The sequence below is a fragment of the Sorangiineae bacterium MSr11954 genome, from assembly GCA_037157815.1.
In the GTDB taxonomy this organism is placed as follows: domain Bacteria; phylum Myxococcota_A; class Polyangia; order Polyangiales; family Polyangiaceae; genus Pendulispora; species Pendulispora albinea.
Genome location: CP089984.1, coordinates 8,931,406 through 8,952,421, shown reverse-complemented (window position 1 = coordinate 8,952,421; position 21,016 = coordinate 8,931,406). Strand labels below are relative to the sequence as shown.

Here is a 21,016-nt window from a genome sequence, read left to right as displayed (position 1 = left end):
ATCGTCATTTGCGATGATGGCGCGCGATTTCTGGCGCCGAGCGGGCGCGGCAATCCTCGCCCGGAGCCGGGCGGAATGCTCGGTTCCGGGCGCGGAAAAGGCGCTTCCGCCGTGGCCTGCGATCGTCCGCGCGGCGCGCATCCTATCTCGTATGAAATGCGATAAATCGCGCACGGCACACCGGTTGCTCGAGACGGGAGGCTCCTCGATACGAAAGAGATCTCCATGAAATCGCTACGCACGGTGCGCGCATCCGCGCTCGGTCTACTCATCCTCGGATTTGCATGTGCGCCGGGTTGCGCGCCGTCGGAGTCGGAGGACCCTGGGTTCACCATCGACGAGAACGGGCGCCTCGCGCCGCGTGACGTGTCGGATTCCGCCGAAGTCGAAGATGGAAAGGTCTCGCTCCCGATCACGGCCGCCAACGAGGAGTGGGTGGCCGGTCTCGCGCCCGGAAATGTCATCGCAGGCAATTGGGATACGCGCGGCAACATCGAAGAGTCGCTGAACCCGCGCGGCTTTTTACGCAAGGTCGCTTCGATCAAGAAGACTGGCGACCGAATCGTCATCACCACCGAGCCGGCGGAGCTGAACGAGCTCCTCTACGGGCATCTGCACATCGACAGCGACAAGGGCGGACTGCCGATCTTCCCCGACGCACCCAAGGTCGCGCCGGCGGCGAACCTCAAATCGGCCAATCTCCGGCTGCTCGAGGGCGGCTCGGGCTCCAACGGCAACAGCGGCGTTAAAGGCAGCGTCGGGCACAAGGGCAAGACGGAGGTCGACTTTCGCGATGGCGTCTTCAACTTCAACAGCCATTTCGAGGCCGACTACGAGCTAAAAAAATGGGCGGGGATCCCCACAGGGGTCAAGTCGGCCTATTCGAAGTTCAACACGTCTGCGACCGTGGGGTTCTCCATCGACGTGAAGGTGGAGGAGAAGTTCACGGACGAGTGGGCGCTGCCCTTGGATCAATTCAAGATGCGCGCTCCCATCGGCGCCAGCGGGCTCACGGTGGAGATCGGGCCCTCGATCAAATGCGGTGGCTCGGCACAAGGAAAGTTCAAGGCCACCGCCAAGGTGGAGCTCAAAGGCGAGCTGACCGCGGGATTCAACTACAAAGACGGCAACACCAGCCTCATAAAAGATCCGACCACCTTCACGCCGACATTTACGATCCAATCCTCCGAAGGTGGATACACGGCCGATCTGAAATGCAGCATGAAGCTCGATGTGACCATCTACGCGCTCGATATGCTCGGGATCGGCTTCGCGTTGGGCCCTTACGGAAAGATCGGTTCGAAATCGTGCACGGCCGCCGCCACCGACGGCGGCGAAGCCAAGCCGGGGGTCAGCTTCTTCGCGGAAGAGGGGATCGAGTTCAGCGTGAAGCTAAAGGCGAAGACGCCCATCATCCCCATTTCGACCATCGAACATACGCTCTGGGACACCGTCATCAAGCCACGCGGCGGAGAGACGCCGCGCGCGGATTCGAAGTGCTGCCTGCCCGGCACGGATGGGGCGCTGGTGGTGTGCAGGACGCCGTTGGGGAGCAATTGAGCTCGTTTGCGGGCGAAGGATCCACGCGGCGGAGAGACGCCACGCGCAGATTCGAAGTGCTGCCTGCCCGGCGCGGATGGGGCGCTGGTGGTGTGCAGGACGCCGTTGGGGAGCAATTGAGGCGCTCGAGCTCTCGAGAGGTCCAACGGCTCTCCAGCGCCGCGAGTATGTAGTATGCACGCTCCTCGGCAAGCCTTACATGTCCGAGAATGACACGCCGGCGGGCTGCCTCGATGAGCGCGAGAACCTCGTCGAACTTTTTGGCCCGCCGGAGCGTTGTCTTCGGCTTCAACTTCGAGGGTTTCTTGCTCGAGCGTTCGGCGATCGGCCTCATGACTACTCGCCCGTGAGCACCGCCAAAAACCCCTCCCCATACTCCGCAATGCGCGCCGGCCCGAAACCATGAATGCCCGATAGGGCCCCCATCGTCCGCGGCCGCTGTTGCGCCAATTCCACGAGCGTGCGGTTCGGCGCGATCACATAAGCGGGTACGCCTCTTTCTTTTGCGACTTCGCTCCGGTGTGCACGAAGCCGCTCGAACAAAGGTCGCTGCTCGTCATCCATCAACTCCGCCTGTTCCTGCGACGACGGTGGGCGCGACGCACGGGCGCCCGAGCTGCGTGAGCGATCCGTCGCCCCGTCGCGTCGATGGGTGCGACGGGAGGGGGCTTCGGGCGGAAGGGCGATGCGCGCGGCGATGCGGCCGTGCATCACGTCGCGGCCGGGGCCCGTTAAGAAGGGGACGGGGTGGTCTGTTGGGGTGAGATCGATCCAGCCGGCGGCGAGCATGGCGCGTAAAAGGGCCACGATGAAGTCGGGGTTGTGCTCGCTCAGCAGGCCAAAGGTCGAGAGCTCGGTGAATCCGAAGCGCTCGGCGCGGGTGGTGCGGTCGCCGTGGAGCATTTCGGCGATGGCGACCAGGCCGGCGCGGCGGTCGGCGCGGGCGACGGCGGAGAGGGCTTTGCGGACGATGAGGCTCGTGCGCTCGGCTTGGCTGCTGTCGGTCGAGTCGGGAGATGGGGCGCCTGCGAGGTGGCGGGCGTCGATGGTGGCGCAGACGTCGCAGTGGCCGCAACCGCCGAGGAGCTCGTGCTCGTCGCCGAAATAACGGAGGACGAAGTCGTGGCGGCAGGTCCCGGCGTCGAGGTAGAGGAGGAGCTCGCGGAAGAGGGACCAGGCGCGGGCGGCTTGTTCGGTGGACGCGTTCATGCCGTCGCGGTCCGTTTCGACCAGGCGGCGGCGCAGGGCGATGTCGGCGCCGCTGCAGAGGAGAAGGCCGTGGGCGGTGGCTTCGTCGCGGCCGGCGCGGCCGACTTCTTGGTAATACGCTTCGATGGAGGACGGCGGTTGGACGTGGACCACCAGGCGGATGTCGGGTCGGTCGATGCCCATGCCAAAGGCGTTGGTCGCGACCACCACGTCGAGCTTGCGCTCGGAGAATGCGCTCGAGACGGTGGTGCGCGAGCTCGCATCGAGACCGGCGTGGTAGGCGCCGACGCGGTAGCTCTTTTCGCGGAGGAGCTCGGCGAATTGTTCGGTGGTGCGCCGGGTTGCAGCGTAGACGATGGCGCCGCCGCGGGGGGATTTGGGCGAGCCGAGCGCCTCGTCCAGCGCGGAGAAGAGGGCGGCGCGGGCTTCGCGCGGGCCGTCGATATAGCGGGCGGCCAGGTGCAGGTTGGGACGGGCGAAGCCGCGCAGCACTTCGGTGCTCGCGCCCTCGCGAAAGCCGAGCGCCGCGCGGATTTCACGGCGGACGGCCGGGGTGGCGGTGGCCGTGCACGCGAGGACGCGCGGCGGGGCGAGGCGCTCGAGGATGCCGCCGATGCGAAGGTAATCGGGGCGGAAGTCGTGGCCCCATTGGGCGATGCAGTGCGCTTCGTCGACCGCCACCAGGGTGATTTGCGAGCGGGCGAGCAAGGAGACGAAGGACTCCGACGCGAGGCGCTCGGGGGCGGCGTAGACCAGCTTGTAGGCGCCGCGGGCGAGGAGCGCCTCGCGGTGGCGGCGGACGTCGGGCTCCAGGGTCGACGCGAGATAGGTGGCGTGGATGCCGCGCGCGGTGAGGGAGCGGACTTGGTCCTCCATCAACGCCACCAGCGGTGAGACAACCAGGGTGGTGCCGGGAAGGAGCGCCGCCGGGAGCTGGTAGGTCAGCGATTTTCCGCCGCCGGTGGGCGCGATGAGAAGGACGCGACCTGGACCGTAAAGGAGTGCCTCGATGGCATCTTTTTGCCACGGGCGGAACGAGGGCAGCTGGAATCGTTCGTTGAGCGCCCGCTCGAGATCGACGTCGGGGGAAGGCGGGGGGGACTGCATGATGACGCTCGCGAGACAGCTCTTAGTCTTCCTCTTCGGCCACGCCAACGTGCGCGTTGACGAAAATGATCCTCACGCGGGTTTCTCGGTCTCCACCACCAGCCGCGTGGCGCCGGCCACCCCCACCGGGAGCATCAAGAGGCCAATCAGCGGGACCAGCGCCATCACGGCCACCGGGAGGCCAAAGCCCAGGCACGTTCGAAGGTTGGCGCGGTAGAAGGCCCTGCGCTCGGCGAAGTTCATGCGGCGCAGGGAAAAGGGGTAGTCGAGCAGGTTCCACGAGGCCAGGAGCGCCGAGACGACGAGCTTGATCGGGACGGTGATCACCACGGCCGGCGGAAAGACGAAGTCCACCAGAAAGAGCAAGGCAAAGACAGGAACCCCCATGGCCAATGTCACCAACGTGATGTTGATCGAACGCGTGACCGACTCGAAAAAGGGCGGATCGGCCGAGGGCGCGCGGCCCAACGCCTTTTCTTGCTCGCGCACGATGGCGTCGAGCGCAGGGCCCGAGAGCGGCTGCGCAAGGCTGCCCGCGAGGAGCACGGCGGAGCCCACGATCACGACATAGACGACGATTTGCGTGGCCACGTAGCCGATGTTGGCGAGCGTGGTGTCGACCACGCCGAAGAGCGAGTCCAGCGCCGCATTGGCTCCCCAGATGCCGAGCACGGCGAGGGCGATGGTCAAAATGCACGCGGCCACCATGGGCACCGCCGCGTAAGGCCACACCGAGGGACGCGCTACGATGAACGCGAAGCCGCGGAAAAAAGTCTTGGTACCGTCGAGGAGGGTCACGTTCGACATGATAGCGCCGCGCGCTTCGTGGGGCCGCTACCGAGATGCGAGGGTCGATTGGAGCTTCCCATTTCGAAAGACCCACATTTCGCCGGGGGTTCCTTGCACCCAAACCTCGTCGCGGGTCAGGGGCTGGGTGGCGATGACGGCGACGCAGTCCGTGGGCGTGGTGACCTCGGAGAAGTCGACGCAAAGATCGTCGTCGGCCAGGGTGGCGGCGCGGAAGGGGGCTTTGCGGATGATGTAGCTCAGTTTCGTGGCGCAGCGGGCGAAGAGGTGGCGGCCGTCGCCCAGCAGGAAATTGAAGGTCCCGTCGCGCCCGAGGCGGCCTCCCAGCTCGGCGATTTTGGTCCAGAGGGCGCGTTGCGAGCGCGGGTAGCCTTTGGGAAAGGCGCGCTCGAGCAGGTGCAAGAGCACGCAGAAGGCGTATTCGCTGTCGGTGTCGCCGACGGGGCGGAAGCGGCCGATGGGGTGCTTGCGCACGCCGCGCACCGTTCCATTGTGCGCGAACACCATATGCCGTCCCCAGAGCTCGCGCACGAACGGGTGCGTGTTCTCCAAGGCCACCCGGCCGCGCGTCTTCTTGCGGACGTGGGCGATGGCCAGCAGGGTCTTGATGGGGTTTTCGCGCACGAAGGTCGCCAGCGGCGAGTTGGCGGCCGCGCAGGGCTCGAGGAAGGTGCGCACCGCCTTTCCTTGGTAGAGCGCGAGGCCCCAACCGTCCGCGTGGGGGCCTTTGAGACCGCCGCGGAGCGCAAGGCCAGAGAACGAGAAGACGATGTCGGTGGGGACGTTGCACTCCATCCCAAGGAGCTCGCACATGCCGGAAGGGGTGAGACTTTACCGCAGTCCTGTGTGTCCGTAACGCCCAGGAGGCCTGTTACGTCTTGCAAGCGCGTCGTAAAGCCCGCAAGGAGCCGGTAATGCCCCCAGGGGCGACGTCAGCCGTATGAACGCGGCGAGGTGTGCTAAATGCGCTTCGTGGTCGCATCCCGAAAGAAAGATGCGGAGGTCGCAAAACGAGGGCCTGCACGCGATCGCCGGGCGCCGGTGCCGCTCTCGGACGTGGAGCTCCCCCGGCTCACGATGACGCCGGTGGCCCCCGAAATTGCGCGCGGGCGCCGGATTGCCTTGACCATCGTGGTGGTGCTGACGTTCCTCACGGTCGCCTGGATCGCCTCGCCGCTCTGGGTCGGCATCGCGCTGGGCACCGTGATGGCCTTTACCGCACAACCCGCTTACCGCAAGCTCGCGGTCCGCATGGGCGATCGGAGGGCCATCGCCGCCGCCATCACCACGGTGCTCAGCGGCATCGCCAGCGCCATCGCGCTCAGCGTGATCGTCTACATCTTGGTGGGCGAGCTCTTTCAGCTGGTCGCCCTCTTTCAAAACAAGCTGGGGAGCGACTCGCTGGCCGAGCTGGTGGGCGACCGGGCGGCGCGCGCGCTCGATCGCATCGGCATCGACCGCGCGGCGGCCATGACGCGCATCCGGCACGAGCTCTCGGCCGCCAGCGAATCCACGGCGCGCGCGGCGGGGACGTTGGTGCAGGCCACGACCAGCGCGATGCTCGGCCTCGTCATCGCGCTGATGACCATGTACTACGTGCTGCTGGAGTGGCCCAACATCGCCATCCGCCTGGAGCGGGTGCTGCCCCTCGATCCGCGGCACACGCGCGCGCTGGTGCTCGAGTTTCGCGACGTGGGGCGCAGCTCGTTCGTGGGCACGGTGGCCACGGCGCTCGTGCAAGGTCTCCTCGGCGGCGTGGGGTATGCCGGGGCGGGGCTCTCCAACTCGGTGAGCTTGGGGCTGCTCACGACGCTCGCGTCGTTCGTGCCGCTGGTCGGCACCTCGCTGGTGTGGGTCGGCGCCTCGCTTTACCTGCTGTTCAAGGGGAACCTGCTGGCGGCGATCCTGGTGTCGGGCTGGGGCTTCTTCGTGGTGATGGGGTTATCGGATTACTTCATCCGGCCCCGTTTGGTGGGCGGACATGGTCACGGGCACCCGCTGCTCATGTTGGTGGCGCTGCTCGGGGGCATCGAGGTCTTCGGTCTGGCGGGGCTGATCGCAGGGCCCATCGTGATGTCGCTCTTTTTGGCCGCGCTCCGCATCTACGAGCGCGAGGTCGATCTCGCCGATCTTCCCGACCGGCGCGATGCGCCCTTCGCAGGTCCGGCGGGGGCGGCGTTCGAGTCGAACCCGGAGCTCGTGATGACACCCGAGCCGCGCCGGGAGGTTCTGCTCGAGCCAAAGAAGACGCTCGAGGAGATCGAGGAACTAGAGGGCTAGAGGGCTAGAAGGACGGAGGAGTAAAAAGGATCCATGTGCCCGCACTGCCGCCAGAACGCACCCATCGTCTACCGCGGCGCCATGGCCTATTGCACCGCGTGCGGCAAGCCGCGCATTCCGCTCACCGGCTCGGGGGTCAACACGGCGGGGCGGCCGCACAAAGTCGGCGGATCCGTGGCGCGGGGGTTGGGGTGGGTCACCTTGGCGGTGGGGCTCACCCTCGCGCTCAGCCTGGGCGCGCTCTTTCAGGCCATTTTTCCGGCCGGCGTCTTTGGGTACCTGCTCGGCGCCATCATCGCGCTGTTCTCCACCGGCATCGGCTTTTCGCTCCTCAAGGGCGGAAAGAGCCTGCAGAAGAGCGGCGTGGAGAAGGAGCGGTTCACCCGCGAGCAAGCCATCTTCGCGCTCGCCCGAAACCGCGGCGGGATGCTCTCGGCCATGGACGTGTCGCAGGCGCTCAACCTGCCTTTGCCGGCCGCCGACGAGCTCCTGACCACCTTCGCCAAAGAGGATCCGGAGCGCGTGCGGCTCGAGCTCGACGACAGCGGGGGCATCTATTACCTCTTTCCGCAAATCGCGTTGACACCGGGGCCGCGGGTGGCGGGACCCGGTGTGCGGGTCGCGGAGCCCGCGGCGGCCAACGTGATATCCGAGGAGCCGGCGGAGGAGGACGAGCGGGCCAAGGCGAAGCGTTCGCTTTAGCGCGCCGGGCTCATTTGAATGTATAGATTATGGCTACGGACGTGATGGTGTCCGTGTCCTTCACGCCCGGCAAGGGATCGTGGTCGTAGCGGAGGGTGAAGGTCGTCGCTAGCGAGAATTGGTCCGAAATGGCGGACTTCAGCTGGTTGTTCCACGTGAGGCGCCAGGCGCGCGTGGGATCGAAGGGCTGCAGGTACTCGACGCCGGTCGTGAAGTTCACGAAGGCGTTCAGTTGGTTGTCGTAGCCGACGAAGAGACGGCCGCTATGGCGGCCCTTGGTGCGAGGATAATCGCCGGTTGGATCGGCCAGCTTCGCGTCGGCCAGTTGCTCGGTCCGGCGAATGTCGTATTGGAAGTCGTAGCCGGCCTCCACCCAGAACCGGTGTTTTTGGTCTTCGAGGAAATAATACGAAACACCGGGATCGATATTGAGCCGCAAATCGAGCCCCTGAAAGCGATCGCGCCGCGCGCCGACCTGGAGAAAGGCCGACCAATGCTCGGCGAAGAACAAGTCATAGCGAACGAGCCCCTGCACGTTCCCCACCGTCTGCGCCACCGCTTCGCCCGTCTTCGCGGCCTCACCGTAGTTGCCTGCCGCCGCCGCCGATATCTGATGGATGTCTTGGCGGTAGCGATATTGGCCGGCGATCGTCGCGGCCAAGGCGCGCGAGTTGCCCGAGGTGAGGATGCCGCCCGCCTGAACGTTGCCGGCCATTCCATCCTTCTGATCGCGCGCGCCGGCCGCCGCGAACTGGTCTTTGACGATATCGGTCGACCCCTTGGACGCCGTGGCCTGTGCGGCCGATCCTCCGGCCGTGTTCGGGGGCGGTGCCGTCTGCGCTCGGGCCGTGGCGGCGAGCAAGGATAGAACTGCGACGATGGAGCCTCTCAGGTAGATCGTGGCGCTCATGACGCGACGATACCTGAATGATCCAAAAAGAACGTAATTATCGCCGCGTCCCAACCGCTCATATGGGGTCGGGGACGCGGCCCTGTCGCGATGACTCGAGGCTATTCGCGGAATACCGACTACGGATCAGATATCGATCTTCTTCAACTTCATCTGCACGTCGCTCGACCAGTGATTGGCGAATGCGCGTACGCAGGTCGACAAATAGCGATCGTAGTCGTCGTACACTTTATTACCCCAGCGCTCGCGAATCTCGGCTTCGTGCAGCTTGAGGCGGCGCAGCCACTCGCCGGTGGTCTTGCCATAGTCGCGGCGGCGGGTCTTGAGCTCCAGGATCTCCCAGGCTGGGTTGACGGCCATCACCAGCTCTTCGAGCCTAGGGTTGAGCCCGCCCGGGAAGATCACGTCGGCCGTGAACTTGAGATCCGCAATGTCCTGGCGCGTGCGCGGGACGCGATTGCGCAGAATGGCCTGGAACCCGAACGTCGCGCCGGGTTTGACCCACTCGGCGACCTTGGTGAAGTACTTGCGATAGATCTCCACCGCCAGCCCCTTGTTGGCCTGCGCGGGAGAGCACAAGTGATCGATCATCTCGATGGAGATGAGGGAGTCGTAGAGAAAGGGCGGTACGAAGTCTTTGTAGTCCGCGCACCAGGCTTTGACCCCCGGGATGTTCCGCGCGTTGATCTCGTTGTACTGCTCTGTCGAAAGCGTGATCCCGTGGACCTCTTTGGCGCCGCGCTTCGCGATGTACTCGAGATTCGCCCCCCAGCCGCAGCCGATGTCGAGCACCGTCTTGTCGGGGCCGACCTCCGCGAACTCGTAGAGGATGCGTGACTTGTTCTGTTGCGCCTGTTCGAGCGTCTCGTTCTCGTTCTCGAAGACGGCGCTCGTATAGTGCATGCGCTCGTCCAGCCAGAGCCGGAAGAACTCGTTGGAGATGTCGTAGCCAACTTCGATCTCTTCTTTGGTGCTCGTCACAGCCCGCGTCTTAGCACAAAACTTGCGGCAAGCCGCACTACGCCATCGCGTAAACGCTTTCGCACCCGGGTGCCGTACGGTATGGTCAGCTCGCCATGCACGACCTCGCCGCCGACAACCAATCCCACCGAAGAACCTTCTATCCCGAGATCGAACCCTACGAAACGGGCCGCCTCAAAGTCTCGGATCTGCACGAGATCCATTGGGAGGTCTCGGGCAATCCCAAGGGCAAGCCCGTGGTCTTCCTGCACGGAGGCCCCGGCAGCGGCACGGACCCGAAGCAGCGTCGGTTCTTCGACCCGGCGCGCTACCGCATCGTCTTGTTCGACCAGCGCGGCTGCGGCAAGAGCACGCCGCACGCGTCGCTCGTGGACAACACCACGTGGCACCTCGTCTCGGACATGGAAGCGCTGCGCGCGCACCTCGGCATCGAAAAATGGCAGGTCTTCGGCGGCTCGTGGGGCAGCACCCTGGCCTTGGCCTATGCGCAGACGCACCCGGAGCGCGTGACGGAGCTGGTCCTGCGCGGCATCTTCTTGCTCCGCAAGTGGGAGATCGACTGGTTCTACCAGCAGGGAACCAGCGCCATGTTCCCCGACAAGTGGGAGGACTACCTGGCCCCCATCCCCGAGAGCGAGCGGCACGACATGGTAAGTGCATACTACAAGCGTCTCGGCAGCGACGACCCCAAGGTCCAGATGGAGGCGGCGCGCGCGTGGAGCGTGTGGGAAGGCCGCACCAGCAACCTGGTCGTGAGCGAAGAGCTGGTGGCCAAGTACGCGGGCGACTCCTTCGCCATCGCCTTCGCGCGCATCGAGTGTCACTACTTCGTGAACGGTGGCTTCTTCGAGCCCGGCAACGGGCTGCTCGACAATGTGGACCGCATCCGCCACATCCCGGCGACCATCGTGCAAGGCCGCTACGATGTGGTGTGTCCGATGGAGAGCGCATGGGCGCTGCACCGCAAGTGGCCCGAGGCGGATTTTCGGATCGTGCCGGACGCGGGACACTCGGCGTTCGAGCCGGGCAACCTGCACGAGCTGATCGAGGCGACGGACCGCTACGCGGGGCTCTGACCCTGCGCCGAGCCCAAGCGGGTGCACGCCGAGGATCGCGGGGTCGGCACGCGAATGGTATCCTGCAGGTCCGAAGTGGAACCGGATCCTACGTCGAGCGAGCACGTCCTGGAGGACGGCACGAAGGTGACCGTGCGCGCCATTCGACCCTCCGACGCGGAGATGTTGCGGGCGGGCTTTGCGCGGCTCTCGCCGGAGTCACGCTACCGGCGGTTCTTTGCCGGGGTGAGCGAGCTCAGTGACGAGACGGTGCGCTACCTGACTCATGTGGACGGCCACGACCATGTCGCCGTCGTGGCGGTGGTCGACTCGCTCGACTTGAAGGTGGAGGACGGGCTCGGCGTCGCCCGGTTCATTCGCCTCCCGGACAATCCGGAGGTCGCCGAGGCGGCGGTGACCATCATGGACGATGCCCAGCGCAAAGGGCTGGGGAAGATTTTGCTCCGGCTCCTCGTCGAAAGGGCGCGCGAGGTGGGGGTAAAGCGGTTTCGCGCGGAGGTGCTCAGCGACAACGAGCCCATGATGCGGCTCCTGCTCGGGGCGGGCGCGTCGATGCACACCAGCACGGGCAACACCGTGATCTTCGATGTGCCCATCGAGGGTGCGACATCGCCCGAGGCCGGGGAGCGGAGCTTGGTCGAGCGCGTGCTGCACGCGGCCGCCGAGTCGCTCTCCGTGTTCTTGCGCACGTTGCGGCCCCCGCCGCTGGACGAAAGCGCCCCCGTCGTGGCCGAATCGGCCGATACTCGACCTCGCGAGGGCGACGCCGCCCGGCGCGAGGATCGGACGGACGAGGAAGGCCACACATGAGCGACGGGTACGATTACGACTACGCGATCATCGGCTCGGGCTTCGGCGGGAGCGTCTCCGCGCTGCGGCTCTCGGAGAAGGGATATCGCGTGGCCGTGATCGAGATGGGAAAGCGATGGCGCGCGGAGGATTTTCCCAAGTCGACCTGGGACGTGCGCAAGTACTTCTGGAACCCGGCGCTCGGCCTCCACGGCATCTTTCAAATGACCCTCTTGCGCGACATCTTCTTCGTCCACGGCGCGGGGGTCGGGGGCGGGAGCCTCGTGTATGCGAACACCTTGCTTCGCCCGCCGCCCGCGGCCTTCGCCGATCCGCGGTGGGTCGGCTTCGATTGGGAAAAGGCGCTGGCGCCCTATTACGATTTGGCCAAGCGGATGCTCGGCGCCGTGGAGTCGCCCTTCATCGTGGAGACCGACCGCATCTTGAAAGAGGTCGCCGACGAGATGGGGCGCGGGGACACGTTTCACAAGCACACGGTCGGCGTTTACTTCGGAAGAGCAGGGGTGAAGGTCCCCGATCCGTTCTTCGGCGGCGAGGGGCCGGAGCGCGCGGGGTGCACGAGCTGCGGCGGGTGCATGGTGGGCTGCCGCTACGAGGCCAAGAACACGCTCGACAAAAATTATTTGTATCTTGCAGAGAAACGAGGGGCCGAGGTGATCGCCGAGTCGAAGGTGATCGACATTCGGCCCCGCCCGGCGGGCGGCTATGAGCTCACCCTGGAGCGCTCGATGGGCTTGTCGCGGCCGCGCCGCACGATGCGGGTCAAGGGGGTGGTCGTCTCGGCGGGCTCGTTCGGCACCGTGGAGCTCCTCATGGGCTGCAAAGAGCGCGGCTCGCTGCCCGACATTTCCCCGCAGCTCGGCAACTTCGTGCGCACCAACAGCGAGGCGCTCCTGGCCGTGCGCTCGCGGCGCAACGACGTGGACTACTCGCGCGGCATCGCCATCACCAGCGGCGCCTTCGTCGATGACAAGACGCACATCGAGATCGTGCGCTACCCGGCGGGGTCCGACTCCATGTCGCTGCTCACCACCCTCCTCACGGGCGGCGGCGGATCCATTCCGCGGTGGCTTCGTTGGCTCGGCAATATGGTGCGGCACCCGCTCCAGTTTTTGCGCGTCCACGTTCCATTCGGGTGGGCCAAGCGGACGGCCATTTTGCTGGTGATGCAGCCGGTGGACAATTACCTGCGCTACCGCATGCGCCGGCGCTGGTTCTGGCCTTTTTCGCGCAAGCTCGATACGGCGATCGAGGGCGGCAAGGCGGTGCCCGTTTACATTCCGATGGCCAATCGGGTCGCGCAGCAGATGGCGAAGAAGATGGATGGCATTGGCCAGAGCGGGCTCCTCGAGGTGCTCTTCAACAAAGCGTCCACCGCGCACATTCTCGGGGGCTGCCCCATCGGGCTCACCCCCGACGATGGCGCCGTCGACCCCAAGAGCCGCCTCTTTGGCTACGAGGACATTTACGTGGTCGATGGCTCCATCGTGCCCGCCAACTTGGGCGTGAATCCCAGCTTGACGATCACCGCCATGGCCGAACATGCCATGTCGCACGTGCCGCCCAAGCCGGGCGCGGTGCAGAAGCCGGTGCGGCTCCCGGAGCTCGCGGCCGTGAACGCGGGCGCGGGCGCGGACGACTAGCGACAGCGAGCCGCGGCGCGCGCCGGTGGCGCTGGCGAGGAGCGCGGCGCGCGCAGGTCGACGGGAACCACGTCGACCCTTGCGCATGCGACGGGCCGCCTCTTCGGCGCGGCGACCCTGGGCCCGCGCGGACCTTACTCCGCCGTCGCGTCGTTGCGCCGATCGAAGACGATGTCCACCGCCGAGGTCAGCGCGATGGAGATCGCCCCGGTGAGCACCGCATCTTCTCCGAGCTCCCCGGGGACGACCTTGGGGACCAGCGGTGTGATGGTCCGGAGCGCCTGCTCCATCGGCGCCGCCAGCAAATCCGCGCTCTTTCCAATGCCGCCGCTGAGCACCACCAGCTCCGGATCGAGCACCGCCGACACCGACGCCACGAGGAACGCCAGCCGAGCCGCTTCTTCGGCAACTGTGCGGCGCGCGCCCGCGTCGCCTTGACGCGCGAGGCGAAAGACGTCTTCCGCCGTTTCCGCGCCGCGCACCCCGTCGCCCTCCGCCATTTTCACCACGGAGTCCGCGGCGGCGACGGCCTCCATCAGACCGCGCGGCGAGGGGAGCGCCTTTTTGTCGCGGCTCGGCCGCTCGCGTGCCTTGACGTCGTAGAGGGGCCAGCCGTATGGCAGATACCCGACCTCGCCCGCCGCACCGTGAGCGCCACGGTACAAGCGCCCGTTGATGACGATGCCCATGCCGATGCCGGTCCCCACCAGCACGCAGACGAAGGAGCTCGCGTTCTTCGCGGCCCCGCGCGCGTGCTCGCCCACGGCGGAGAGGTTGGCATCGTTCTCCACCACCAGGCCGGTGCCCAAGGTTGCCTCCAGCTCATCGAGCAAGCCTTTGCGACCCCAATCGGGTAAATTGGGAGCGTAATGGAGGATGCGACCGTGGCGATCGGGCACGCCCGGGCTGCCCACCACCTTGGCGACGATGTCGTCGAGGTCGAGCGACGCCTCGTTCACCGTCTTCTTCGCCAGCTGGTACACGGTCTTCATCAGGGCGCGCGCGGTCGTGCAACGATTCGGCTCGTCGACCCGCGCCACCACCGTCCCTGCCAGATCGGCGACGGCCACGCGGATGCGCGCGCGCCCGATGTCGAGGCCCAACACGTGCCCCGCCGCCGGGTTGGATTCATAAAGGATGGCCGAGCGTCCCAAGCCATTGGACGTGCGCCCGACGGCGCGCACCAAACGACTCTGTTCGAGCTCGAGGAGTGCCTGACCCACTGTTGGCTTCGAGAGACCGGTATCCTTGGCGAGCTGCGGCCGGGTGGCTGCTCCGTCGGATCGCAGTCGGGTCAACACGATGCGTTGATTCAATTCCCGCATGCTCGCGGGAGTACCCACTTGGGGAACTTTGACGCTGCTCTCTTTGTCCACGTGAACGAGCGAGTGTACGACCTTCAGGGTTCCTCTGACCAGCGGGATATGTTAGGAAAGTTTCTTAACTAATTGTTCACCTGCTAGAACAGGCTCAATGGGACCGCGCGCGCCGCGCGGGGATGGGAAGGTAGCCATGATGGGCGAGACGCAGACGAAATCCGCGCTCGAATTGGAGCGCGAAAGCGTATCGGTGGCGCAATCCGCAGGCTTGGAGCGCCGCATCGGCCCCCTCCAGGCGACCGCCATCAATATGACCACGATGTGCGGAATCGGGCCATTCATTACGATTCCAACCATGGTGGCCGCCCTCGGGGGACCCCAAGCCGTCTTTGGATGGATCATCGGTGCCATCATCGTGCTCGCCGACGGCTTGGTCTGGGCCGAGCTCGGGGCGGCCATGCCCAAGGCCGGCGGCACCTACATTTACCTGCGCGAGGCCTTCCAGTACCGCACCGGGCGCCTCATGCCGTTCCTGTTCATCTGGACGGCGCTCCTCTTCATCCCCCTCATCATGAGCACGGGGGTCATCGGCCTGGTCCAGTACCTCGGCTACTTGGTCCCCGCGGTGGTGGACTCCGAGGGGCACGCGAACACCACCGGGCACGTCGTGGGCCTGGGGGTGGTGGTCCTGGTGATCGCGCTCCTCTATCGGCGCATCGGCGAGGTGAGCAAGCTGACCACGTTCTTCTTCTACGTGATGCTGCTCTCCGTCTTCGGCGTGATTGCTGCGGCCTACACGCATTTCCACCCCGAGTACGCGTTCGACTACCCCAAGGGCGCCTTCGCCTTCGGAAGCACCTTCTGGACGGGCTTGGGCGCGGGCCTGATCATCGCCATCTACGACTACCTGGGCTACAACACGTCGGCCTATCTGGGCGCCGAGGTGAAGGATCCCGGTCGCACCCTGCCGCGATCCATCGTGGGATCGATCGTGGGCATCATGCTCCTCTACTTGATGCTGCAGATCGGCGTGCTCGGCGTGGTTCCGTGGCAGGAGGTCGCCAAGTCCACGTCCATCGCGTCCTTGGTGGTCGAGACGACCTGGGGCAAGGACGTGGCCAACGTGCTCACGGGGCTCATCATCGTCACCGCCTTTGCATCGATCTTCGCCGGTCTCTTGGGCGGCTCGCGCGTCCCCTTCGAGGCCGCGCGCGACAAGGTGTTCCTCTCGTGGTTCGGCAAGCTGCACCCGAAGCATCACTTCCCGCATATCTCGCTGCTGGTGATGGGGGTCATCACCGGCATTGGCTCGCTGTTCGACCTGACCAGCGTCATCGCCGTGCTCACCGCGGTGTTCGTGCTGGTGCAATCGATCGGGCAGGTGGTGGCGCTGACGGTGCTGCGCAAACGCCAGCCGAACTTGGTGCGGCCGTACCGGCAATGGCTCTATCCGCTGCCCTCCCTCGTCGCGCTCATCGGCTGGATTTTCCTCTATGTGAGCTCGGGGCTGCAGCCGGTTCTCTTTAGCGTCGGCTGGATTGCGCTCGGCGGCATCGCCTTCGTCATCTGGGCGAAGATCGAGAGCATCTGGCCGTTTGGGCCCAAGGAGATCAAAGAGGAATTTCTGGTGTAAGCTCCTAAGGTGCCCGGGAAGCTTCGAGCCACCATGACCGCTGCTAACAGCAGCAAAAAGCGCGCGCTCGAAGCCGACCGGGTGGGGCCCGAGGAGGTCGTCTTTCAGCGCGGGCCATTGCGGGTGGGGCAGTTTCGGTGCTCGCGCTGGCACCCGCAGTTCGTCGATAGCGGGCCGACCACGGGGTGGCTCATCACGTTTCCGCGGGTGCCGGTGTTGGTGGCGCACGCGGGCGAGTCGATGGTCGTGGTCGACCCGACCATCGTCAAATTCTTCAACAAGGGCCAAGAGTTCCGTCGCGAGCCGCTCTTCGACGAAGGCGACCGGTGCGAGTGGTTCTCCTTCGACGCCCCCACCGTGTCGGCCGCCGTGCGCCCTTACGATCCGGCGGCGGCTGATCGCCCCGGGCAGCCCTTTCGTTGGGCGCACGCGCCGGTGGACAGCGCTTCGTTTTTGCTTCAGCGGCGCATCGCCGATCATGTGTTGGGGCTGGCGGAGGGCGAAGCGGTCGATGGGCTCTTCGTGGAGGAGTCGCTCTATACGTTGCTCGCGCGCACCGTCGGTCATGCCTATGCGCGCAGGGGGGTGCGTCCGGCCCGTGGGTGCGCGGCGTCGGTCGCGAAGATGCATGCGGCCATGGTCGATCATGTGGAGCGAACGCTCGCCTTGCGTTACCGGGAGTCGATTTCGCTGACGGACATCGCCAAATCCGTCGGCTACAGTCCGTTTCATTTGGCCCGCGTGTTTCGCGCGCGCACGGGGGCGAGCATTCATGCGAAGCGGCAGAAGCTTCGGCTGCACGTGGCGCTCGAGGAGGTGCGCGATCCGCACCGCGATCTGACGGACATTGCGCTTGGCTTGGGCTTTTCGAGCCATAGTCATTTCACGGGTGCGTTCCGCGGGGTTTTTGGGCGGGCGCCGAGCGCCATGCGGAAATAGGCGCGGGAGCGCGCGGTGCGCTACGGGAGCGCGCGGAGCGCGGCGGAAATAGGCGCGCGGTGCGTGAGCGCAAGATTTCGGAAGCGCGGGGGCGGCCGCGCGGTGCACGTTGCCCCCATGCATTTTCGCCTTGCCCACGGCGCGCCCTGCGCCATTTTCCTATCCGTGCTCGCGGGCTGCCATGCGCAGTCGTCTGCGCCTCCGGCGGCACCGCCCATGGCTGCTGCGGCGGCGGCTCCGGTCGCGACCACCGCCGCCGAAGTCGCCGAGCCTACGAAGTTTTGCTCCACCCCGGAGCGGCATCAGTTCGACTTTTGGATCGGCGAGTGGGACGTGGTGATGCGAAGCCACCCGGGCGACGATCTCACCAAGGAGTGGGTCACCTCGCACGGCATCAACCGCATTCGGAAGCGGTTCGACGGCTGCGTCATCGAAGAGGTCTTCACATCGTCGGACGGCCCCGATGGCCCGTGGAACGGCATCAGCATCTCGCAGTGGGTTCCCCGCGAGAACACCTGGCGCCAGACGTGGACCGACAACCAAGGCAGCTACCTTTTGCACTACGGCGGCATGGAGGACGGAAAAATGATCCTCTACAGCCCCCCGCGCACCCGAGACGGCGTCACCACGCAAAAGCGCATGGTCTTCTTCGACATCGCGAAGGACTCCATGAACTGGCGCTGGGAGGGCACCAAAGACGGCGGCCGCACCTGGACCAGTGAAATCACCATGCGCTACGCGCGCCGTCGTTGACCGTCCGGAGCCGACCTCCTTGCGAGACCTGCGCGCCGTCGTCGATCCGTCCCGGCGCCGACCTGCGCGCGCCCGCGTTGACCGCCCCGGCGCCGACCTCTGTGCGAGACCTGCGCGCGCCCGCGTCGATCCGCCCGGCGCCGTCGTACCCGTCGCGACGCTTCACGCGATCAGCGCGCGCACGGGCTCCCCTTCGTCGGTGACCCCGATGGGCCGGCCGATGGGCGAGGTGACGACCTTGTTCGGATCGATGCCGAGCTGGGTCGTCAAGGTCGCGAACAAGTTGGGCACGGTCACCGGATTTTCGACCACCTTCGCCCCTTCGGGGTCGGTCTTCCCGTAAGCGATCCCTCCGCGGATCCCACCCCCCGCCAGTGCGCAGCTCCACGCACCCGGGTAGTGATCGCGCCCCTCCTTGGCGTTGATCTTCGGCGTTCGCCCGAACTCCCCCAGGCACACCACCAAGGTCGAATCGAGCAGCTTGCGCGCGTGCAAATCCCCGAGCAGCGCGGAGAACGCAGGGTCGAGCACGGACATCAGCTTCTTCGTACGCTCGAAGTTGTCCTGGTGGGTGTCCCAGCCATCGAGCACCACCTCGACCAGCTTGACCCCCGACTCCACCAAGCGGCGCGCGGCCAGGCAGCCGCGCCCGAACTTGGTGTCCCCGTACGCCCTCCGCACCGCCTCGGGCTCTTGCTCGACCTCGAACGCCGCGAGCTTCGGCGAGCGCATCATCCGGGTCGACTGTTCGTAAATGGCATGCCGGCCCGTGATCTGCGGATCCGAAGGCTCGAACCGGGTCTCCAGCGAACGCAGCGCCTCCTCGCGCCGGCGAAAGCGCGCCTCGTCCACGTCGCGCGGCAGCGCCACATTGGCGGGCTTCTTGGCCGGATCGTCCACGATGAACGGCCCGTGTTGCAGGCCCAGAAAACCGGGCCCGAGGCTGGGCCCCCCGATGCTGACGAAGTTGGGCAGCTCGGGCGAGGCCTCGCCCACCTCGTGGCTGACCCACCCGCCGAGCGAAGGATGGTGCACCGTTGGGTTGGGCACGTACCCCGTGTGCAGCAGGTAGCGCGCGCGATCGTGGTTGCCCTCTTTGCTGGTCATGCTGCGCACCACGGCCAGCTTGTCGCCGTGGTCGGCCAAGAGCGGCAGATGCTCCGAGACGAAGAGGTTCTTCGACCGCGTCTTCACCGCCTTGAACCGCGCCGTCGCCACGCCCGACTTGGGGTCGAACGTATCGATGTGACTGGGGCCGCCATTGAGCCACAGGACGATGCACGCCTTGGCCTTCGTCTTGGAAGCCTGGGCCTTCGCAGCCTTGCCGCCGGCGCCGGCCGCGCCGGGGTGCAGCGACGCCGCCGCCTCGGCGTGCGCCACCGCGGGCAAAAACCAGCGGCTCGCGAGGAGCGCGGCCAATCCGCCCGCGCCGTAGACGAGCCCTTGTCGACGAGAGAACCGCTGCATCGCTTCGACCTCAATGATTGAAGAGAAACTCGCTCGAGTTGAGGAGCGCCCACAAAAGATCTTCGTACGCTTGCCGCATGGGGTTTGCGTTCACGAACTTCACCCAGTGCTCCGTCTCCTCCGCGGTGGGAGGGCGCGAGAGCGTTCGCATGTAGAGTGCACGTATTTTGGCCTCGTCCCTCCCCGGCTTGCCGATCACCTCCGCGAGCGCGCTGCCGGGGGCGACCTGCACGCTTCGATTGAGGACGTTGCCGTTGATCATCCACAGCGCCTGGGCGATGGTCCCGTCGAACTCGTCGTGGTGATCCGCCTCCTCGTCCACGTCGAACAAAAAGGCGAACTGCTTGCGCAGCCCCGCGCGGATCTGGTCGCCGCCTGCGCCCTTTTCGAGCAAGCTCTTGTCGCCGGTGGCTTGGGCCAAAGAGTCGAGCAGCTCGTCGGGCCCCAGGCGGTCCATGTGAAAGTACGACCAGAGCGCGTCCTCGTCGCGCCGCACCTGCGCTGCGCCCTCGGCCGCGCCTCTCTCGTCGCCTGCCGGCGCGCTTCCACGCTCCACCGGTGCTCCCCAGGTGGGCAGCTGCGCCTTTGGACGCGCGGCGAGCTGGTACGCCTCCGTGTTGGCCACCAGCCGGAGCAGGTGCTTCAAGTCGTAGCCGCTGGCCACGAAGTCCTGGGCCAGCGCATCGAGCAGGCCGGGCACCGCGGGCGGGTTCGACTCGCGGATGTCGTCGATGGGCTCGAAGAACCCGCGCCCCAGCAGCTTGGCCCACATGCGGTTGACCACCGCGCGCGCGAACCATGGATTTCGTTTGGCCGTGATCCACGCGGCCAGCGCCGCGCGCGGCCTCCCGCTGGCCGCGAGCTCCGTTCCATCGAGCGCCCGGGGGACGGCGTTCTTGTAGTCGGTGAGATCCATCCCCTTGGCCTTGCGGCGCGGCTTCTCGACGTCCTCCACGTCGAAGGGCCGCGTTCCCTTTTTGTCTTTGTCCTGCGGATAAAAGAGCTGCGCCCGCGTCTGCATGAACGAGGCGGTGAAGGCCTGAAAGTCGGACATCCTCCACTTTTCCGTCTTGTGATCGTGGCACTGCGCGCACTGGATCTGCACCCCCAGAAAGAGGCGCGACGCGGTGCCCGCGAGATCGGCCGGGTTGTCCATGTAGCGCACGTACCAGTTGGTGGCGCCGTTCACCCGTACGTCGCTCGTCGCGGCGGGCAAGGGGGACCCGTCGTCCGACTTCGGCCCCGTGGTGAGCCCGGTGGCGGAGACCAAATCGCGAACCCACACGTCGTAGCCGACGTTCGCGTCGAACCGCTCGTGGAGCCACCGCCGAAACTCGGCCCGGTCGACGTTGTTCCGCACGTCGCGTCCGAGCAGCGCGCGGTCCCAGTAGTTGGTGAAGTGATCCGCGTACGCCGGGCTGGCGAGCAGCGCGTCGATCACCTTTGCGCGCTTGTCCGCCGATCGATCCGCCAGGAACGCCTCCACGGCTTGGGCCGAGGGCACGCGACCCGTCAAATCGAGGTGCACACGCCGGAGGAACCCCGCGTCGTCCACCCGCGCGGTGGTCTCGATCTTCTTCGACTGCCACTCCGCGCGCAGCCGCGCGTCGATCTCCGCCGATCGCATCGATACACGTGCGGGCGATGCACCCGTTCGGTTGGCCACCGCCGGCGGCGCGCGCACCGGCACGGGGGCGGGGCCGCCCGAAGCGCAACCACCGGCCATCACCACCACCGAAACCATCGCGAGCGGGCCGCGTACGAACTTCATGGGTCTTCCCTTGGACGTAGCAAGTGGCACGTTGCTTCCAATGTGCTCT

The 21,016-nt window shown here is 66.2% G+C and carries 17 protein-coding genes; 9 read left to right on the top strand and 8 right to left on the bottom strand.

Features of this window, described 5'->3' with window-relative positions:
• Positions 1–225 precede the first annotated feature (225 nt).
• On the top strand, positions 226–1,560 hold the full coding sequence (locus LZC94_34905) for a hypothetical protein (protein WXB13029.1): 1,335 nt from the start codon (positions 226–228) through the stop codon (positions 1,558–1,560).
• Positions 1,561–1,896: 336 nt separating this feature from the next.
• Here the strand turns inward: LZC94_34905 and LZC94_34900 are convergent, their stop codons facing one another.
• The 3 genes from LZC94_34900 to LZC94_34890 form a co-directional block, all read right to left on the bottom strand.
• Positions 1,897–3,876: an ATP-dependent DNA helicase gene (locus tag LZC94_34900; protein WXB13028.1), complete on the bottom strand. Its 1,980-nt coding sequence runs from the start codon at positions 3,874–3,876 to the stop codon at positions 1,897–1,899.
• Between the two features lie 72 nt (positions 3,877–3,948).
• Positions 3,949–4,683: an EI24 domain-containing protein gene (locus LZC94_34895; GenBank protein ID WXB13027.1), complete on the bottom strand. Its 735-nt coding sequence runs from the start codon at positions 4,681–4,683 to the stop codon at positions 3,949–3,951.
• Between the two features lie 27 nt (positions 4,684–4,710).
• Complete coding sequence (locus tag LZC94_34890) at positions 4,711–5,478, bottom strand: class II glutamine amidotransferase (GenBank protein WXB13026.1); 768 nt, start codon at positions 5,476–5,478, stop codon at positions 4,711–4,713.
• A 168-nt stretch (positions 5,479–5,646) separates the two neighbouring features.
• On the opposite strand from LZC94_34890, the gene LZC94_34885 reads away from it, so the two are divergent.
• Complete coding sequence (locus tag LZC94_34885) at positions 5,647–6,963, top strand: AI-2E family transporter (GenBank protein ID WXB13025.1); 1,317 nt, start codon at positions 5,647–5,649, stop codon at positions 6,961–6,963.
• Between the two features lie 33 nt (positions 6,964–6,996).
• Positions 6,997–7,665, top strand: coding sequence for a hypothetical protein (locus LZC94_34880; protein ID WXB13024.1), 669 nt, complete (start codon positions 6,997–6,999; stop codon positions 7,663–7,665).
• Between the two features lie 10 nt (positions 7,666–7,675).
• On the opposite strand, the gene LZC94_34875 is transcribed toward LZC94_34880, so the two are convergent.
• On the bottom strand, positions 7,676–8,575 hold the full coding sequence (locus LZC94_34875; protein ID WXB13023.1) for a DUF481 domain-containing protein: 900 nt from the start codon (positions 8,573–8,575) through the stop codon (positions 7,676–7,678).
• A 126-nt stretch (positions 8,576–8,701) separates the two neighbouring features.
• Complete coding sequence (locus LZC94_34870) at positions 8,702–9,556, bottom strand: class I SAM-dependent methyltransferase (protein ID WXB13022.1); 855 nt, start codon at positions 9,554–9,556, stop codon at positions 8,702–8,704.
• A gap of 95 nt (positions 9,557–9,651) precedes the next feature.
• On the opposite strand from LZC94_34870, the gene pip reads away from it, so the two are divergent.
• From pip to LZC94_34855, 3 genes are all read left to right on the top strand, one after another.
• Positions 9,652–10,632 carry a prolyl aminopeptidase gene (gene pip / locus LZC94_34865; GenBank protein WXB13021.1) on the top strand — a complete coding sequence of 327 codons (981 nt, stop codon included), beginning with the start codon at positions 9,652–9,654 and terminating at the stop codon, positions 10,630–10,632.
• 75 nt (positions 10,633–10,707) lie between these two features.
• Positions 10,708–11,442, top strand: coding sequence for a GNAT family N-acetyltransferase (locus tag LZC94_34860; protein WXB13020.1), 735 nt, complete (start codon positions 10,708–10,710; stop codon positions 11,440–11,442).
• Positions 11,439–13,085, top strand: a complete 1,647-nt coding sequence (locus LZC94_34855) for a GMC family oxidoreductase (protein ID WXB13019.1) — start codon at positions 11,439–11,441, stop codon at positions 13,083–13,085. The genes LZC94_34860 and LZC94_34855 overlap by 4 nt, the downstream gene beginning before the upstream one ends.
• 134 nt (positions 13,086–13,219) lie before the next feature.
• On the opposite strand, the gene LZC94_34850 is transcribed toward LZC94_34855, so the two are convergent.
• Positions 13,220–14,410 carry an ROK family protein gene (locus LZC94_34850; protein WXB13018.1) on the bottom strand — a complete coding sequence of 397 codons (1,191 nt, stop codon included), beginning with the start codon at positions 14,408–14,410 and terminating at the stop codon, positions 13,220–13,222.
• 187 nt (positions 14,411–14,597) lie between these two features.
• Between LZC94_34850 and LZC94_34845 the strand changes: the two genes are divergently transcribed.
• The 3 genes from LZC94_34845 (at position 14,598) to LZC94_34835 (ending at position 17,729) form a co-directional block, all read left to right on the top strand.
• A complete protein-coding gene (locus LZC94_34845; GenBank protein WXB13017.1) occupies positions 14,598–16,037 on the top strand; it encodes an APC family permease in 1,440 nt (479 codons plus the stop codon).
• Between the two features lie 33 nt (positions 16,038–16,070).
• The gene (locus LZC94_34840; GenBank protein ID WXB13016.1) at positions 16,071–16,976 is read left to right on the top strand and encodes an AraC family transcriptional regulator; all 906 of its coding nucleotides are present in this window, start codon (positions 16,071–16,073) and stop codon (positions 16,974–16,976) included.
• A 117-nt stretch (positions 16,977–17,093) separates the two neighbouring features.
• On the top strand, positions 17,094–17,729 hold the full coding sequence (locus tag LZC94_34835) for a DUF1579 domain-containing protein (GenBank protein WXB13015.1): 636 nt from the start codon (positions 17,094–17,096) through the stop codon (positions 17,727–17,729).
• A gap of 162 nt (positions 17,730–17,891) precedes the next feature.
• On the opposite strand, the gene LZC94_34830 is transcribed toward LZC94_34835, so the two are convergent.
• Both LZC94_34830 and LZC94_34825 read right to left on the bottom strand, forming a co-directional pair.
• Positions 17,892–19,196: a DUF1501 domain-containing protein gene (locus LZC94_34830; GenBank protein ID WXB13014.1), complete on the bottom strand. Its 1,305-nt coding sequence runs from the start codon at positions 19,194–19,196 to the stop codon at positions 17,892–17,894.
• Positions 19,197–19,206: 10 nt separating this feature from the next.
• On the bottom strand, positions 19,207–20,967 hold the full coding sequence (locus LZC94_34825) for a DUF1549 and DUF1553 domain-containing protein (GenBank protein WXB13013.1): 1,761 nt from the start codon (positions 20,965–20,967) through the stop codon (positions 19,207–19,209).
• Positions 20,968–21,016 lie beyond the last annotated feature (49 nt).